At 71.8% G+C, this 12,691-nt stretch carries 15 protein-coding genes; 6 read left to right on the forward strand and 9 right to left on the reverse strand.

Annotation, left to right across the window (positions count from 1 at the left end):
- Positions 1 to 2,145 (forward strand): xanthine dehydrogenase family protein molybdopterin-binding subunit (locus AC1MIR_RS11665; RefSeq protein ID WP_480028323.1); only part of this gene is annotated, 2,145 nt, incomplete at its 5' end.
- Positions 2,146 to 2,169: 24 nt separating this feature from the next.
- Here AC1MIR_RS11665 and AC1MIR_RS11670 read toward each other — a convergent pair.
- Both AC1MIR_RS11670 and AC1MIR_RS11675 read right to left on the reverse strand, forming a co-directional pair.
- A complete protein-coding gene (locus AC1MIR_RS11670) occupies positions 2,170 to 2,739 on the reverse strand; it encodes a fasciclin domain-containing protein (protein WP_480028324.1) in 570 nt (189 codons plus the stop codon).
- A gap of 128 nt (positions 2,740 to 2,867) precedes the next feature.
- A complete protein-coding gene (locus AC1MIR_RS11675; RefSeq protein WP_480028325.1) occupies positions 2,868 to 3,290 on the reverse strand; it encodes an ATP-binding protein in 423 nt (140 codons plus the stop codon).
- 134 nt (positions 3,291 to 3,424) lie between these two features.
- On the opposite strand from AC1MIR_RS11675, the gene AC1MIR_RS11680 reads away from it, so the two are divergent.
- Genes AC1MIR_RS11680 through AC1MIR_RS11690 form a run of 3 tightly spaced genes read left to right on the forward strand, consistent with a single transcriptional unit; the run spans position 3,425 to position 4,979 of the window.
- Positions 3,425 to 4,132: an RraA family protein gene (locus AC1MIR_RS11680; protein ID WP_480028326.1), complete on the forward strand. Its 708-nt coding sequence runs from the start codon at positions 3,425 to 3,427 to the stop codon at positions 4,130 to 4,132.
- Positions 4,129 to 4,518: a hypothetical protein gene (locus tag AC1MIR_RS11685; RefSeq protein WP_480028327.1), complete on the forward strand. Its 390-nt coding sequence runs from the start codon at positions 4,129 to 4,131 to the stop codon at positions 4,516 to 4,518. Before AC1MIR_RS11680 ends, AC1MIR_RS11685 begins: the two co-directional genes overlap by 4 nt.
- A gap of 5 nt (positions 4,519 to 4,523) precedes the next feature.
- Complete coding sequence (locus tag AC1MIR_RS11690; RefSeq protein WP_480028328.1) at positions 4,524 to 4,979, forward strand: thioesterase family protein; 456 nt, start codon at positions 4,524 to 4,526, stop codon at positions 4,977 to 4,979.
- Here the strand turns inward: AC1MIR_RS11690 and AC1MIR_RS11695 are convergent.
- Both AC1MIR_RS11695 and AC1MIR_RS11700 read right to left on the reverse strand, forming a co-directional pair.
- Positions 4,966 to 5,943 (reverse strand): ABC transporter permease, encoded by a 978-nt coding sequence (locus tag AC1MIR_RS11695; protein ID WP_480028329.1) that lies wholly within the window; start codon positions 5,941 to 5,943, stop codon positions 4,966 to 4,968. The genes AC1MIR_RS11690 and AC1MIR_RS11695 overlap by 14 nt on opposite strands.
- Before the next feature lie 4 nt (positions 5,944 to 5,947).
- Complete coding sequence (locus AC1MIR_RS11700) at positions 5,948 to 6,880, reverse strand: ABC transporter permease (RefSeq protein ID WP_480028747.1); 933 nt, start codon at positions 6,878 to 6,880, stop codon at positions 5,948 to 5,950.
- A gap of 9 nt (positions 6,881 to 6,889) precedes the next feature.
- Here AC1MIR_RS11700 and AC1MIR_RS11705 point away from each other — a divergent pair, with 9 nt between their 5' ends.
- Both AC1MIR_RS11705 and AC1MIR_RS11710 read left to right on the forward strand, forming a co-directional pair.
- Complete coding sequence (locus AC1MIR_RS11705; RefSeq protein ID WP_480028748.1) at positions 6,890 to 7,501, forward strand: bifunctional metallophosphatase/5'-nucleotidase; 612 nt, start codon at positions 6,890 to 6,892, stop codon at positions 7,499 to 7,501.
- Entirely contained in the window at positions 7,498 to 8,124 is a 627-nt protein-coding gene (locus tag AC1MIR_RS11710; RefSeq protein WP_480028330.1) for a DUF938 domain-containing protein, read from the forward strand. The genes AC1MIR_RS11705 and AC1MIR_RS11710 overlap by 4 nt, the downstream gene beginning before the upstream one ends.
- On the opposite strand, the gene AC1MIR_RS11715 is transcribed toward AC1MIR_RS11710, so the two are convergent.
- From AC1MIR_RS11715 to AC1MIR_RS11735, 5 genes are all read right to left on the reverse strand, one after another.
- Positions 8,093 to 8,875 carry a succinate dehydrogenase iron-sulfur subunit gene (locus tag AC1MIR_RS11715; protein ID WP_480028331.1) on the reverse strand — a complete coding sequence of 261 codons (783 nt, stop codon included), beginning with the start codon at positions 8,873 to 8,875 and terminating at the stop codon, positions 8,093 to 8,095. The genes AC1MIR_RS11710 and AC1MIR_RS11715 overlap by 32 nt on opposite strands.
- A 13-nt stretch (positions 8,876 to 8,888) precedes the next feature.
- On the reverse strand, positions 8,889 to 10,700 hold the full coding sequence (gene sdhA, locus AC1MIR_RS11720; protein WP_480028332.1) for a succinate dehydrogenase flavoprotein subunit: 1,812 nt from the start codon (positions 10,698 to 10,700) through the stop codon (positions 8,889 to 8,891).
- Positions 10,701 to 10,772: 72 nt separating this feature from the next.
- Complete coding sequence (sdhD, locus tag AC1MIR_RS11725; RefSeq protein WP_480028333.1) at positions 10,773 to 11,192, reverse strand: succinate dehydrogenase, hydrophobic membrane anchor protein; 420 nt, start codon at positions 11,190 to 11,192, stop codon at positions 10,773 to 10,775.
- A 10-nt stretch (positions 11,193 to 11,202) separates the two neighbouring features.
- Positions 11,203 to 11,646 carry a succinate dehydrogenase, cytochrome b556 subunit gene (sdhC, locus tag AC1MIR_RS11730; protein WP_480028334.1) on the reverse strand — a complete coding sequence of 148 codons (444 nt, stop codon included), beginning with the start codon at positions 11,644 to 11,646 and terminating at the stop codon, positions 11,203 to 11,205.
- Positions 11,647 to 11,842: 196 nt separating this feature from the next.
- On the reverse strand, positions 11,843 to 12,691 hold an 849-nt coding region (locus AC1MIR_RS11735; protein ID WP_480028335.1), incomplete at its 5' end, for an aspartate-semialdehyde dehydrogenase.

A 12,691-nucleotide genomic window follows, 5' to 3' on the forward strand; every position in this document is an offset into this window, starting at 1 on the left:
GGGGCGCGGGGGGGCGGCGGGCGCGGGCGGGGCGCCGCCCCCCCCCCCCCCCCCCGCCCCCCCCCCCCCCCCCCCCCCCCCCCCCCCCCCCCCCCCCCCCCCCCGCCGCTCTACTGCCCGCCGCGGCGTATCCTGCAGACCGATGCGGTGCGCTTCGTCGGCGATCCCGTCGTCGCCATCGTGGCCGAGACGCGGGCGCAGGCGGAGGATGCGCTCGAACGCGTCGAGATCGAGTACGAGATGCTGCCCGCCGCGACGGACACCGCCACCGCGCTCGATCCCGCGACGCCGGTGATCTGGCCGGAGCGCGGCAGCAATCTTTGCGTCGAATGGTCGAACGGGCGCGAGGAGCAGGCGGATGCGGCCTTTGCCGCGGCGGCGCATGTCGCGAAGATCCGCCTGGTGCAGAACCGCGTGGTCGGCAACCCGATGGAGCCGCGCGTCGCCATCGGGGTGTGGAATGCCGAGAAGGACCGCTACGAGCTCACCAGCCCCACCCAGGGCATGTTCCGCGTGCGCGATCCGATGGCGCGCGACATCCTGAAGGTGCCGGCGGACAAGCTGCGCGTCATCTCGCCCGATACCGGCGGCGGCTTCGGCCTGCGCAGCAAGTGTTTTCCTGAGTCTGCGATGGTGCTGTGGGCGGCGAAGAAGCTGGGGCGGCCCGTGAAGTGGCGCTCGGGCCGCTCGGAGACCTTCGTCTGCGATCCGCATGGGCGCGACCATGTGACGGAAGCGGAAATGCCCTTCGACGCGAAGGGCAAGGCGCTCGGGCTGCGCGTGCGCACCACGGCGGCGATGGGCGCCTATCTCTGCGATTTCGGGCCGCGCATCCCGACCGTGGCGGGCGCGCGCATCGCGGGCACGGTCTATGACCTGCAGGCGGTGAACATGCGGGTGAAGTGCGTCTTCACCAACACGGTCCCGACCGACGCCTATCGCGGCGCCGGGCGGCCGGAGATCGCCTACACCATCGAGCGCCTGCTCGATCTCGGCGCCGCGCATTTCGGCGTGACGAAGGACGAGATCCGCCGGCGGAACTACATCCGGCCCGACCAGATCCCCTACACCAACTGTGTCGGCAACGTGCTCGACAGCGGCGATTTCTCCGGCACGCAGCAGAAGGCGCTCGACCTTGCCGACTGGGCGGGCTTCGCGCAACGGCGCGCGGCGGCGCACGCGAAGGGAAAGCTGCGCGGCATCGGGCTCGGCTACTTCGTCGAAGCCTCGGGCGGCGCGCCGACCGAATGGGCGCGCGTGGCGATGACGGAGGACGGCAAGGCGCGGCTGCATGTCGGCACCTTCAGCCACGGCCAGGGCCACGAGACGGCCTTCGCGCAGATCGTGCATTCCCGCCTCGGCATCCCCTTCGAGGATGTGGTGCTGGTGCAGGGCGACACCGACGTGGTCGAGACGGGCGGCGGCACCGGCGGAAGCCGATCCTCACAGATGGGTGGGGTCGCGACGCTGCGCGCCTCCAACGCCGTGCTCGACAAGGCGAAGCGCATCGCGGCCCACATGCTGGAAGCGTCGGTCGCGGATGTGGAGTTGGACGGCGCCCGCTTCCGCGTCGCCGGCACCGACCTTGCCGTGACCTGGCCGCAGGTGATCGCCCTCGCCAACGATCCGAAGAGACTGCCGGAGGGCGAGACGCCCGGCCTCGACGAGAAGGTGCTCTACAAGCGCGATACGGAGTGCAACTTCCCCAATGGCTGCCACGTGGCCGAGGTTGAGATCGATCCCGAGACGGGCGTACTGGAGGTGGTGCGCTACGCCGCCGTGGACGATGTGGGGAACGTGATCAACCCCATGCTGGTCCATGGCCAGTCGCATGGCGGCATCGCGCAGGGCCTCGGCCAGGCGGTGCTGGAGGAAGCGCGCTACGACGCCGAGAGCGGGCAGTTCGTGACCGCCACCTTCATGGATTACGCGATGCCGCGCGCCTCGGACCTGCCGGAGCTGGAGATCGACTTCAACGTCGTGCCGACGCCGGTGAACGAGCTCGGCGTGAAGGGCGCGGGGGAGGGCGGGGCCTGCGGCGCGCCGCCGGCCATCGTCAGTGCCGCCTGCGACGCGCTGGGCGTCGCGCATCTCGACATGCCGCTGACGCCCGAGAAGATCTGGCGGGCGCTGCAGGCGGCTTGACGCCGCCTGCGTGGCGGGCCGGCGTCAGGCGCCCGCAGAAGTCGGCAGGATCGGCGCCGAGGTGACGTGGAAGACCCCGTCGCTCGCCAGCACGTCGCCGCGCGTGATGGCGATAACCGGCCGGCCGGGGATCGGGGGCACGCCCTCCCGCACGATGGTCGCGGTGCGCGGGCCGGTCTGGTTCACCTGCAGGCGACCGCGGTCCCAGGTGACCACCCGGCCCTGGCGGGCCTGGATATCGGCAAGGCGCAGCAGGCCGAAGGCGGCATTGGCGTTCACCAGCGTCGCCAGCCGGGCGCGCTGCGCCTCGCTCGGGGAGGAGGGCGGGCTGTCGAGCAGCGCCCGCAACTCGGCCGGCAGGGTGTTCAGGGCGTCGTTGGTGGGCACGAACAGCGTCGCCGCGCCGCTCTGCCGGCCGATGCGAGACGCGAGGCCGCTGGCGGTCAGCGCGTTGACGAAGCGGCTGTGCTCCGGCTTGTCGCGCAGCAGGGTCAGCAGGTCGATGCTGCCATTCTCGGGCAGCGGGCCGCGCGCGGCCTGGCACCCGGCCAGGAGCAGGAGGCCGCCCGCGCCCAGGGCGAACCGACGCGTCATCCGATGAGGCGAATCCACGGGCAGGTCCTTCCGGTCAGGCGCCGGGTGGCTTGTGCTGCGCGCCGGCGGGATGCGCAGGTGGTAGCGGGGGCGCGGCACGGCGTCCAGGGCAGGCCGCCACGCCGGCTTCAGTGGGCGTCGAGGAGCACGACCACGCGGTTCCGCCCGCCCTCCCGCGCATAGGAGAGGCTGCGCGACAGCTCCCGGGACAGATGCACGCCGAGACCGCCGATGCGTCGGGACTCGAGCGGCTGCGCGGTATCGGGGTGCGGCAGGGAGAGCGGGTCGAAGGCCCGGCCGTCATCCTCGACGATCAGCCGCACCGCATCCCCCTCCCGCGCGATCGCGACCGAGAGGGTGCCCGCGCCATCCGCGCCCTGCGCCCCATGCGACGCGACGTTGACGGCCAGTTCCTCCACCACCAGGGCGAGGCGATAGGCCGCGGGCGCGCCGAGGCCTGCCGCCTGCGACCAGGCCTCCACGGCGTCGAGCAGCGGCGCCAGCGCGTCCTTGCGCGGCGCCACGGTCATCGTCAGCGGGTCCAGCCGCACGGCGGCTCCATCCTGCACGAAAAGCGAACGATACCGGAGGACGCGGCGCCTGTCGCCTCCCCGCCGCGATCGTTTGACGGGGGCGCAATGCCGTCCGATCCTGGCCGCCGCCAAGATGAGGGGGAAGCGCCACCATGGCCGAGCATCCGTTCACGCGCGAGGACCTGGAGCTGCTGCGCCAGTGGGACACGCCGACCATCTGCAACGCGCTGGAATTCGTGGCGCCGCAGCGCCGCGGCCACGGCTTCACGGTGCGGCCGATGGTCTGCGCCGACCCGAAGCTGCCGCCGGTCTGCGGGCTGGCGCGCACCGGCACGATTCGCGCCGCCGCCCCCTCCGGCCGGCCGAAGGAGCAGGACAAGGCGGTGCGCATCGGCTGGTACGAGTATGTCGCCCGCGCCTCGCTGCCGACCGTGGTGGTGCTGCAGGACCTGGACGACACGCCGGGCGTCGGCGCCTTCTGGGGGGAGGTGCATTCGGCCGTCCACAAGGCGCTGGGCGCGCTGGGGGTGGTGACCAACGGCTCGATCCGCGACCTCGACATGCTGGCGCCGGGCTTCCAGCTGATCGCCGGCGTGGTGAACCCCAGCCACGCCTATGTCCACATGGTCGCCTATGGCCAGGAGGTCAGCGTGCACGGGATGCATGTGGCGCATGAGGACGTGATCCATGCCGACCGGCACGGCGCGGTGGTGATCCCGCATGACTGCGTGCGCAAGCTGCCCGCCGCGATCGAGCTCGGCGCGCGGAAGGAGAAGGTGATCCTGGACGTCTGCCGGGACCCGGATTTCTCCGTGGCGAAGCTGCGCGACGCGATCTCCCGGATGGACGAGATCCATTGAGGCAGGCGGCGGCCCTGTTCCTGCTGGCGGCGCTGCCCGCCGCGGCGCAGGGACCGCCCTGGACCGAACGCCTGGTGGCGCTGGCGCCGGCGATGCGCGCCTGCCTGGAAGGCCAGCCGCCGGAGGCGATGGTGGTGCTCGCCTGGCCGATGAACCACGGGCTCGCGCTGTCGCGGCTGCTGCTGCCGGGCGGCGCGCGGCAGGATTGCGTGGCGGATCTCGGTGCCGGCCGTGTCGTGCGGCGCGATTCCGTCGCCGCCGACCAGCGCATGCCGGGCGAGGGCATCCAGGCCTTCATGCTGGACCGGCGCTGCGTGGATGCGCGCCGGATCGAGGATGCGACGGGAAAAGTGCTGGGCTGGCTGGCCTACCCGGCCTGCGGATGAGCGGCATGCGACGCGAGAGCTTCGTCAGCGTGAAGCCCGAATGGGTGGACCACTACGGCCACATGAACCTGGCCTACTACCTGGTGGCCTTCGACCTGGCGACGGATGCGCTCTGGCCCAGGCTGAAGCTGGGCGAGGGATTCCGGGCGCGCGGCCTTGGCACCTTCGCGGTGGAATCCTGGCAGGCCTATCGGCGCGAGGTGCTGCTGGACATGCCGCTGGCGGCGGAGAGCGAGGTTCTGGCCTTCGACGCGAAGCGCCTGCTGGTGGCGCACCGGCTGTATCATGCCGAGGAAGGCTGGCTCTCGGCGGAGAACGAGGTTCTCTTTCTTTGCGTGGACCTCGGCACGCGCCGCGTCGCGTCCTGGCCGGCGGACGTGCTGGCGCGCTTCGCCGCGGCGAAGGTGGAGAGGGCGCCGCAGAGGCTGGCGCTGAAGCGCGGCGCGCTCAACGCTCCTTGACGTAAGGCACGCCGGCCGCGCGCGGCGCGGTGGCGCGGCCGACGAAGCCCGCCAGCAGGATCACCGTCAGCACATAGGGCAGCGCCTGGATCGCCTGCACGGGGAAGGGCACGCCGAGCCCCGGCACCGGCACGCCCTGCAGCCGGATCGCCACCGCATCCAGCAGCCCGAAGCCGAGGCAGGTCCACAGCACCGGCCAGGGCTTCCAGTTCGCGACGATCAGCGCGGCGAGCGCGATGAAGCCGCGGCCGGCCGTCATCTCCGGCGAGAATTGCGCACCCTGCGCGGTGGAGATCGCCGCACCCGCGATGCCGCAGAGCACGCCCGCGATCAGCACGCCCGCATAACGCAGCCGCGCCACGGAGACGCCGGCCGCATCCACCGCGCCGGGGTTCTCGCCGCAGGCGCGCAGCCGCAGGCCGAAGCGCGTGCGCCACAGCACGAAGGCCGCGAGCGGCACCAGCGCGAAGGCGATGTAGACCGGTAGCGCATGGCCGCCGATCACGCCGACCAGCACGCGACCGAGCAGCGGGATCTCGGCGAGCCACTCCGCGCCCGGCAGCGGGATGGGCGCGAAGCGCGCGCTTCCGGTGAGCGGCGGCGTCTGCCCGCCCTGGCGGAACCAGGCCAGTGCCAGCGTCGCCGACAGGCCCGCCGCCAGAACGTTGATCGCCATGCCGGAGACCACCTGGCTGCCGCGCAGCGTGACGCAGGCGAAGGCATGGATCAGCGCGAGCGCCGAGGAAGCGAGGATCGCCGCACCCAGCCCCGCCCAGGCGCTGCCCGTGACGGCGGCGGTGGCAGCGGCGGCGAAGGCGGCGAAGAGCATCTTGCCCTCGAGCCCGACATCCACCACGCCCGAGCGTTCCGCGAAGAGGCCGGCCAGCGCGGCCAGGATCAGCGGCGCCGCCACGCGCAGCGTCGCGGCGAGGATCGGGACGACGAGGTCGAGCGCGGCCTCCATCGCCTCAGGCCCTTGCACCGAGCAGGCGCGACAACGGCGCGCGGAACAGCGCGCCGAGCGCGCCGGTGAAGAGGATCACGAGGCCCTGCACGACCATCACCGTCTCGCGCGGCAGGTCCGGCATCTCGAAGGCGAGCTCCGCGCCGCCCTGCGCGAGCGCGCCGAACAGCAGCGCGGCGAGCAGCACGCCGATGGGATGGTTGCGGCCCATCAGCGCCACCGCGATGCCGGTGAAGCCGGCGCCGCCGGAAAAATTCAGGATCAGCTTGTCCTGCGAGCCAAGCAGCGCGTTCACCGCGATACCGGCCGCGAGCGCCCCGGAGATCGCCATGGCGGCGATGATGCGCCGTCCCTGGTCGATGCCGGCATAGGCGGCGGCGTCGGGGTTGGAGCCGACCACGCGCAGCCCGTAGCCCCAGGGCGTGCGCCAGACCAGCACCCAGACCGCCAGCGCCGCGAGCAGCGCCAGCGGCAGCGCCAGGTTCACCGGCGAGCGGCCGGGAAAGCCGAAATCGGACAGCGGCGGCAGCCCGGCGGCGAAGCGCCGCGTCTCCGGCGCCATCTGGCCGGGCTCGATCAGCACATTCACCAGCAGATAGACCAGCAGCGAGGCGGCGATGAAGTTGAACATGATCGTCGTGATGACGACGTGGCTGCCGCGCCGCGCCTGCAGCCAGCCGGGTATGGCGCCATAGGCCGCGCCGGCCAGCGCGCCGGCCGCGACGGCGAGGATCACGACCAGCGCGGCCGGCAGCGTCGAATCCAGGCCGAGCATCACCAGCGCCAGGCCAAGTCCGCCGATCGCCGCCTGCCCCTCCACGCCGATGTTGAACAACCCGCATTTGAAGGCAATGGCGACGGCAAGGCCGGCGAAGGCCATGTCGGTCGCGTAGAACAGCGTGTAGCCGACGGAATCCCAGGATCCGAAGCTGCCGATCGCGAGCGCCTGGAGCGCCGCGGCGGGCGGCGCCCGCGGCCGGCCGCGCCGGCGCTCGCCGCCTTCGACAACACGACCTGCCGGACGGGCGAATGCGCGATCGGCAACCTGATCGCGGAGGCGATGCTGGCCGCGACGCCGGGCGCCGACATCGCGCTGCAGAATGGCGGCGGCATAAGGGCGAGCCTGCCGGCGGGGATGATCACCTATGGCGACGTGCTGACCGTGCTGCCCTTCGGCAACACGGTGGCGACCGCCACGATCCGCGGCGCGACGCTGCTCGCCGCGCTGGAGAACGGCCTGTCGCAGCCGGGCGCCGGCCGCTTCCCGCAGATCGCGGGGCTGCGCATCGAGGCGGACCTGAACGCGCCGGCGGGCAGCCGGCTGGTCTCGGCCGAGGTGCTGCGCGGCGAGCGCGCCGGGCGCGTGGACCCGGAGCGCGCCTATCGCATCGTCACCAACAACTTCCTGCGCGCCGGCGGCGACGGCTACACCATGCTGCGCGACGCGGCGCTGGAGGCCTATGATTCCGGGCCGCTGCTGGAGGAGATCGTCGCGGCGCACCTGACCGCGCTGGCGCCGGCGCAGCCTCGGACGGACGGGCGCATCCGCCTGCGATGAGCGGCGCCGATGCGCGGCTGTTCGCGCCGGCGGTCGCGCGCAACCGCGATGCGATCCTGGACGTGCTGCGCGGCATCCTGCCCGCATCGGGCCTGGTGCTGGAAGTGGCGAGCGGCAGCGGCGAGCATTGCGCGCATCTCGCCGCCGCGTTGCCGGCGCTGACCTTCCAACCGAGCGATCCCTCGGCCGAGGCGCGGGCGAGTTGCGACGCCTGGTGCGTCGGGATGGCGAATGTGCGCCGCGCGCTCGCGCTGGATGCGGCCGCGGAGGACTGGCCGGTGGACCGCGCCGATGCGGTGCTCTGCATCAACATGGTCCACATCGCGCCCTGGTCGGCGACGACCGGGCTGCTTCGCGGCGCGGCGCGCGTGCTGGCGCCGGGCGGGACGCTGGTGCTCTACGGGCCGTGGATCAGGCCGGGCGTCGAGACGGCGCCGAGCAACCTCGACTTCGATGCGAGCCTGCGCGCGCGCAATCCCGAGTGGGGGCTGCGGCGGGTTGAGGATCTCGTCGCGGCAGCCGGCGCGGACTTCGCCGCGCCGGCTGTGACGGAGATGCCGGCAAACAACGTGATGCTGGCGCTGCGGCGGGTCAGCCCTGGCGCGCGGCCAGAAGCTGCTTGATCTCGCCGATCGCCTGCGCCGGGTTCAGCCCCTTCGGGCAGGTCCGCGCGCAGTTCATGATGGTGTGGCAGCGATAGAGCTTGAACGGATCCTCCAGCGCATCCAGCCGCTCGCCCGTCGCCTCGTCGCGGCTGTCGGCGATCCAGCGATAGGCCTGCAACAGCACGGCGGGGCCGAGGTAGCGGTCGCCATTCCACCAGTAGCTGGGGCAGGCGGTGGTGCAGCAGAAGCAGAGGATGCATTCCCAGAGGCCGTCGAGCTTCGCCCGCTCCTCCTTGCTCTGCAGCCGCTCCGCGTCCGGCGGCGGCGGCGTGTCGGATTTCAGCCAGGGCTCCACGCTGCGCAGCTGCGCGTAGATCTGCGACAGGTCGGGGACGAGGTCCTTCACCACCGGCATGTGCGGCAGCGGCGCGATCTTCACGTCGCCCTTCACGTCCTCGATCGGCTTGAGGCAGGCCAGCGTGTTCAGCCCGTCGATGTTCATCGAGCAGGAGCCGCAGATGCCCTCGCGGCAGGAGCGACGGAAGGTGAGGCTGCTGTCCACCTCGTTCTTGATCTTGATCAGCGCGTCCAGGACCATCGGCCCGCACTTGTCGAGGTCGATCTCGAAGGTGTCGGTGCGCGGGTTGTCGCCGCTGTCGGGATCCCAGCGATAGATCCTGAACGCCTTGACGTTCTTCGCGCCCGAGGGCGCGGGATGGCGCTTGCCCTCGGTGAGCGTGCTGTTTTTTGGCAGCGTGAAGGTAGCCATTTCCGTCCGATCCTTAGTACACGCGGGCCTTGGGCGGGAAGACCTGCACCTCGTTGGTCAGGGTGCGCATCTTCACGCCGCGGTAGTCGAGGCGGACATTGCCCTCGCCGTCGCACCAGGCGAGCGTGTGCTTCATCCAGTTCTCGTCGTCGCGCTCGGGGAAGTCCTCCTGCGCATGGGCGCCGCGGCTCTCCTTGCGCGCCTCGGCGCTGACGATCGTCGTCATCGCGTTGCCGAGCAGGTTGTCCAGTTCCAGCGCCTCCATCAGGTCGCTGTTCCAGATCAGGCCGCGGTCGGCGACCTTGAGGTCGCCCATGCCGCCCCAGATCCTGCGCATCTTCTCCACGCCTTCCTTCAGGCTGGCGCTGTCGCGGAACACCGCGGCGTGCGTCTGCATGGCGCGCTGCATCTGCACGCGCAGCTCGCTCGTCGGCGTGCCACCCTTGGCGTGGCGGATGCGGTCGAAGCGGTCGAGGTCGCGCTCCCCGGCATTGGCCGGCAGCGGCGCCTGGGAGGCACCCGGCTTGATCGTCTCGGCGGCGCGATGCGCGGCGGCACGGCCGAACACCACGAGGTCGAGCAGCGAATTGGTGCCGAGCCGGTTGGCGCCGTGCACCGAGACGCAGGCCGCCTCGCCCACCGCCATCAGGCCGGGGACGATCGCGTCCTCGTCGCCCTTGCTCGGGCGCAGCACCTCGGTGTGGATGTTCGTCGGGATGCCGCCCATGTTGTAGTGGACGGTCGGCAGGATCGGGATCGGCTCCTTCGTCACGTCCACGCCGGCGAAGATCTTGGCCGTTTCGGAAATGCCCGGAAGCCGCTCATGCAGCAGCTCGGCGCCGAGATGCTCCAGGTGCAGCAGGATGTGGTCCTTGTGCGGACCAACGCCGCGGCCCTCGCGGATCTCCACGCTCATCGCGCGGCTGACCACGTCGCGGGAGGCGAGGTCCTTCGCGGTCGGCGCGTAGCGCTCCATGAAGCGCTCGCCCTCGGAATTCGTGAGATACCCGCCCTCGCCGCGCGCGCCCTCCGTGATGAGGCAGCCGGCGCCGTAGATGCCGGTCGGGTGGAACTGCACGAATTCCTGGTCCTGCAGCGGCAGTCCGGCGCGCAGCACCATCGCGTTGCCGTCGCCCGTGCAGGTGTGGGCGGAGGTGCAGGACAGATAGGCGCGGCCATAGCCGCCGGTCGCCATCACCACGGTCTGCGCGCGGAAGCGGTGGATGCTGCCGTCCTCCAGGCACCACGCCGTCACGCCGCGGCACACACCCTCGTCGTCCATGATCAGGTCGAGGGCGAAATACTCGACAAAGAACTCGCAGCCATGCTTCAGGCTCTGCTGGTAGAGCGTGTGCAGGATGGCGTGGCCGGTGCGGTCGGCCGCGGCGCAGGCGCGCATCGCCGGTGTCTTGCCGTAGTGCTGCATGTGGCCGCCGAAGGGCCGCTGGTAGATGCGCCCGTCCTCGGTGCGGCTGAAGGGCACGCCGTAATGCTCGAGCTCGATCACCGCCGGGATCGCCTCGCGGCACATGTATTCGATGGCGTCCTGGTCGCCGAGCCAGTCCGACCCCTTCACGGTGTCGTACATGTGCCAGCGCCAGTCATCCTCGCCCATGTTGCCGAGCGCGGCGCCGACGCCGCCCTGGGCCGCGACGGTGTGGCTGCGCGTGGGGAAGACCTTGGTGATGCAGGCGGTCTTGAGCCCGGCCGCACCCATGCCGAAGGTGGCGCGCAGCCCAGCGCCGCCGGCGCCGACCACCACCACGTCGTAGGTGTGGTCCACGATCCGATAGGCCCCGCGAGAGGGCTTGCTGATGGCGTTCATGCTGCCGTCCGTTCGCGTGGCCGGCGCCGGGATGGGCGCCAGCCGTTCATCCGAAAACCTTGTGCCGTCCGCTCAGACCGCAATGCGCAGCACCGCCAGCGCCGCGGCGAGGCCGAGCAGCCAGCAGAGGCCCTTCACCAGCAGGATCAGCCCGATCCGAAGGCCTTCCTGGCGCATGTAGTCCTCGATGACGACCTGCAGCCCCGCCGCCGTGTGATGGAAGGTCAGGCCGATCAGCGCCAGCAGCAGCACGGCGTTGAGCGGGCTGCCGATCCAGGCCAGCGCCTCGGCATGGCTCATGCCGGCGGAGGTCGCCAGCGACAGGACGAACCAGATGGTCAGCGGCAGCAGCGCGATCGAGGTGACGCGCTGCATCCACCAGTGATGCGCGCCGGACTTCGCGGAACCCATGCCGCGCACGCGGCCGAGCGGGGAGCGGAGGGCGGTCTGGCGGGGCGGCTGGCCCACCGGCCCGGCATTGGTGTGCGACATGGTCAGGCCCTCACCAGGAGATCAGCAGCATCAGCCAGGTGAGCGCCGTCAGCACCGCGGTGCCGACCAGCACGGCCCGGCCGGTCTTGTAGACGGTCGGGATGTCGTAGCCCCAGCCGGCATCCCAGGCGAGGTGCCGGATCCCGGCCAGGGTGTGGAACCACGCGGCCGCCGTGACGCCCATCAGGAACAGAATGCCGAGGAAGGACCCCAGGAACCACTGCACCGCATCGAAGGCCGAGGGGCCGGAGGCCGCCGCGATCAGCCACCAGGCCATCACCACGGCCCCGGCCGTCCAGATGATGCCGGTGATGCGGTGGGAGATCGAGAGCGCGCTGGTCATCTGCAGCATGTCGTAGACCTGCAGGTGCGGCGAGAGCGGCCGGCGCACGGGCGTGCCATCCGACCGGCGACCGATCATGGTCGCCTCCCGGGAATCCTGCATGGTGGACATGCGCCAACGCTCCCCTTGGCGCGCCCGCAATCAGAACCCGGCGCGCACCTTCCTCACCCGTTCCTTTATGGTGCAGTGCGCCAGAGCGTCAACGCGCCCTGGGCCGGGTTCAGCATGGCCCCTGCCGCATGCGTCGCGAGCAAGGATAATAAGCCTATCACGGCTTCGCCCTCGGGATCGGCACCGGCGCGCGCCGCTACGCGACCAGCTTGAGCCGCACCAGCTCCTCGGCCACCTGCACGGCGTTGAGCGCGCCACCCTTGCGCAGCGTGTCGGTCACGCACCAGAAGGCCAGGCCGTGCGGCACGGTCAGGTCGCGGCGCAGGCGACTGACATAGACCGCGTCCTCCCCGGCGACTTCCGAGGGCGTGGCGTAGCCGGCCTCCTCCCGCCGGTCGAGCAGGATCACGCCCGGCGCCTCGCGCAGCGCGGCCCAGGCCTGCCTCTCCTCCACCGGCCGCTCGAAGGCCACGGTCACGCTCGCGGCATCGCCGATGAACACCGGCACGCGCACGCTGGTCGCGATGGCGGCGAGGTCGGGGTCGATCAGCTTGCGCAGCTCGGCGGCGATCCCGCGCTCTTCGGTGGTGAATCCGTCCTCCGGCGCGATCTCGCCGACCTGCGGGATCAGGTTGAAGGCGATGGTCTTCGCGAACTGCTCGGCCGGCGGCGCCTCGTTCACGTAGATGCCGCGCGTCTGCGCCCAGAGCTCGTCCATCGCCTCCTTCCCCGCGCCGGAGACGGCGTGGAAGCCGGTGATCACCGCGCGGCGGGCCTTGCCGATCGCATGCAGCGGCTTCAGCGCGACGGCGATGGCGGAGGCCAGCGTCGAGGGACAGGCGACGATGCGGCGCTTGCGGGCGCGGCCGAGCGTGGCGGCATTCGCCTCCGGCACCACCAGCGGCACATCGGGCTCCAGCCGGAAACGGGCGGAGAGGTCCACCACCATCGCGCCGGCCGCGGCCGCGGGCCGGCCCCCCGGCGGGCGGGCCCCCCCCCCCCCCCCCCACGACGCCGCGGGGGGGGGGGGGGAAAACGGGCCCCC

It is taken from the genome of Falsiroseomonas sp. RANM36, assembly GCF_056682175.1.

What these genes read in the sequence shown, in the direction of transcription:
- AC1MIR_RS11670 (WP_480028324.1), bottom strand. Translation starts at nt 2,739, where the DNA reads ATGACGCGTCGGTTCGCCCTGGGCGCGGGCGGCCTCCTGCTCCTGGCC.
- sdhD (WP_480028333.1), bottom strand. Translation starts at nt 11,192, where the DNA reads ATGTCGCACACCAATGCCGGGCCGGTGGGCCAGCCGCCCCGCCAGACC.
- sdhC (WP_480028334.1), bottom strand. Translation starts at nt 11,646, where the DNA reads ATGTCCACCATGCAGGATTCCCGGGAGGCGACCATGATCGGTCGCCGG.
- AC1MIR_RS11715 (WP_480028331.1), bottom strand. Translation starts at nt 8,875, where the DNA reads ATGGCTACCTTCACGCTGCCAAAAAACAGCACGCTCACCGAGGGCAAG.
- AC1MIR_RS11690 (WP_480028328.1), top strand. Translation starts at nt 4,524, where the DNA reads ATGCGACGCGAGAGCTTCGTCAGCGTGAAGCCCGAATGGGTGGACCAC.
- AC1MIR_RS11710 (WP_480028330.1), top strand. Translation starts at nt 7,498, where the DNA reads ATGAGCGGCGCCGATGCGCGGCTGTTCGCGCCGGCGGTCGCGCGCAAC.
- sdhA (WP_480028332.1), bottom strand. Translation starts at nt 10,700, where the DNA reads ATGAACGCCATCAGCAAGCCCTCTCGCGGGGCCTATCGGATCGTGGAC.
- AC1MIR_RS11695 (WP_480028329.1), bottom strand. Translation starts at nt 5,943, where the DNA reads ATGGAGGCCGCGCTCGACCTCGTCGTCCCGATCCTCGCCGCGACGCTG.
- AC1MIR_RS11680 (WP_480028326.1), top strand. Translation starts at nt 3,425, where the DNA reads ATGGCCGAGCATCCGTTCACGCGCGAGGACCTGGAGCTGCTGCGCCAG.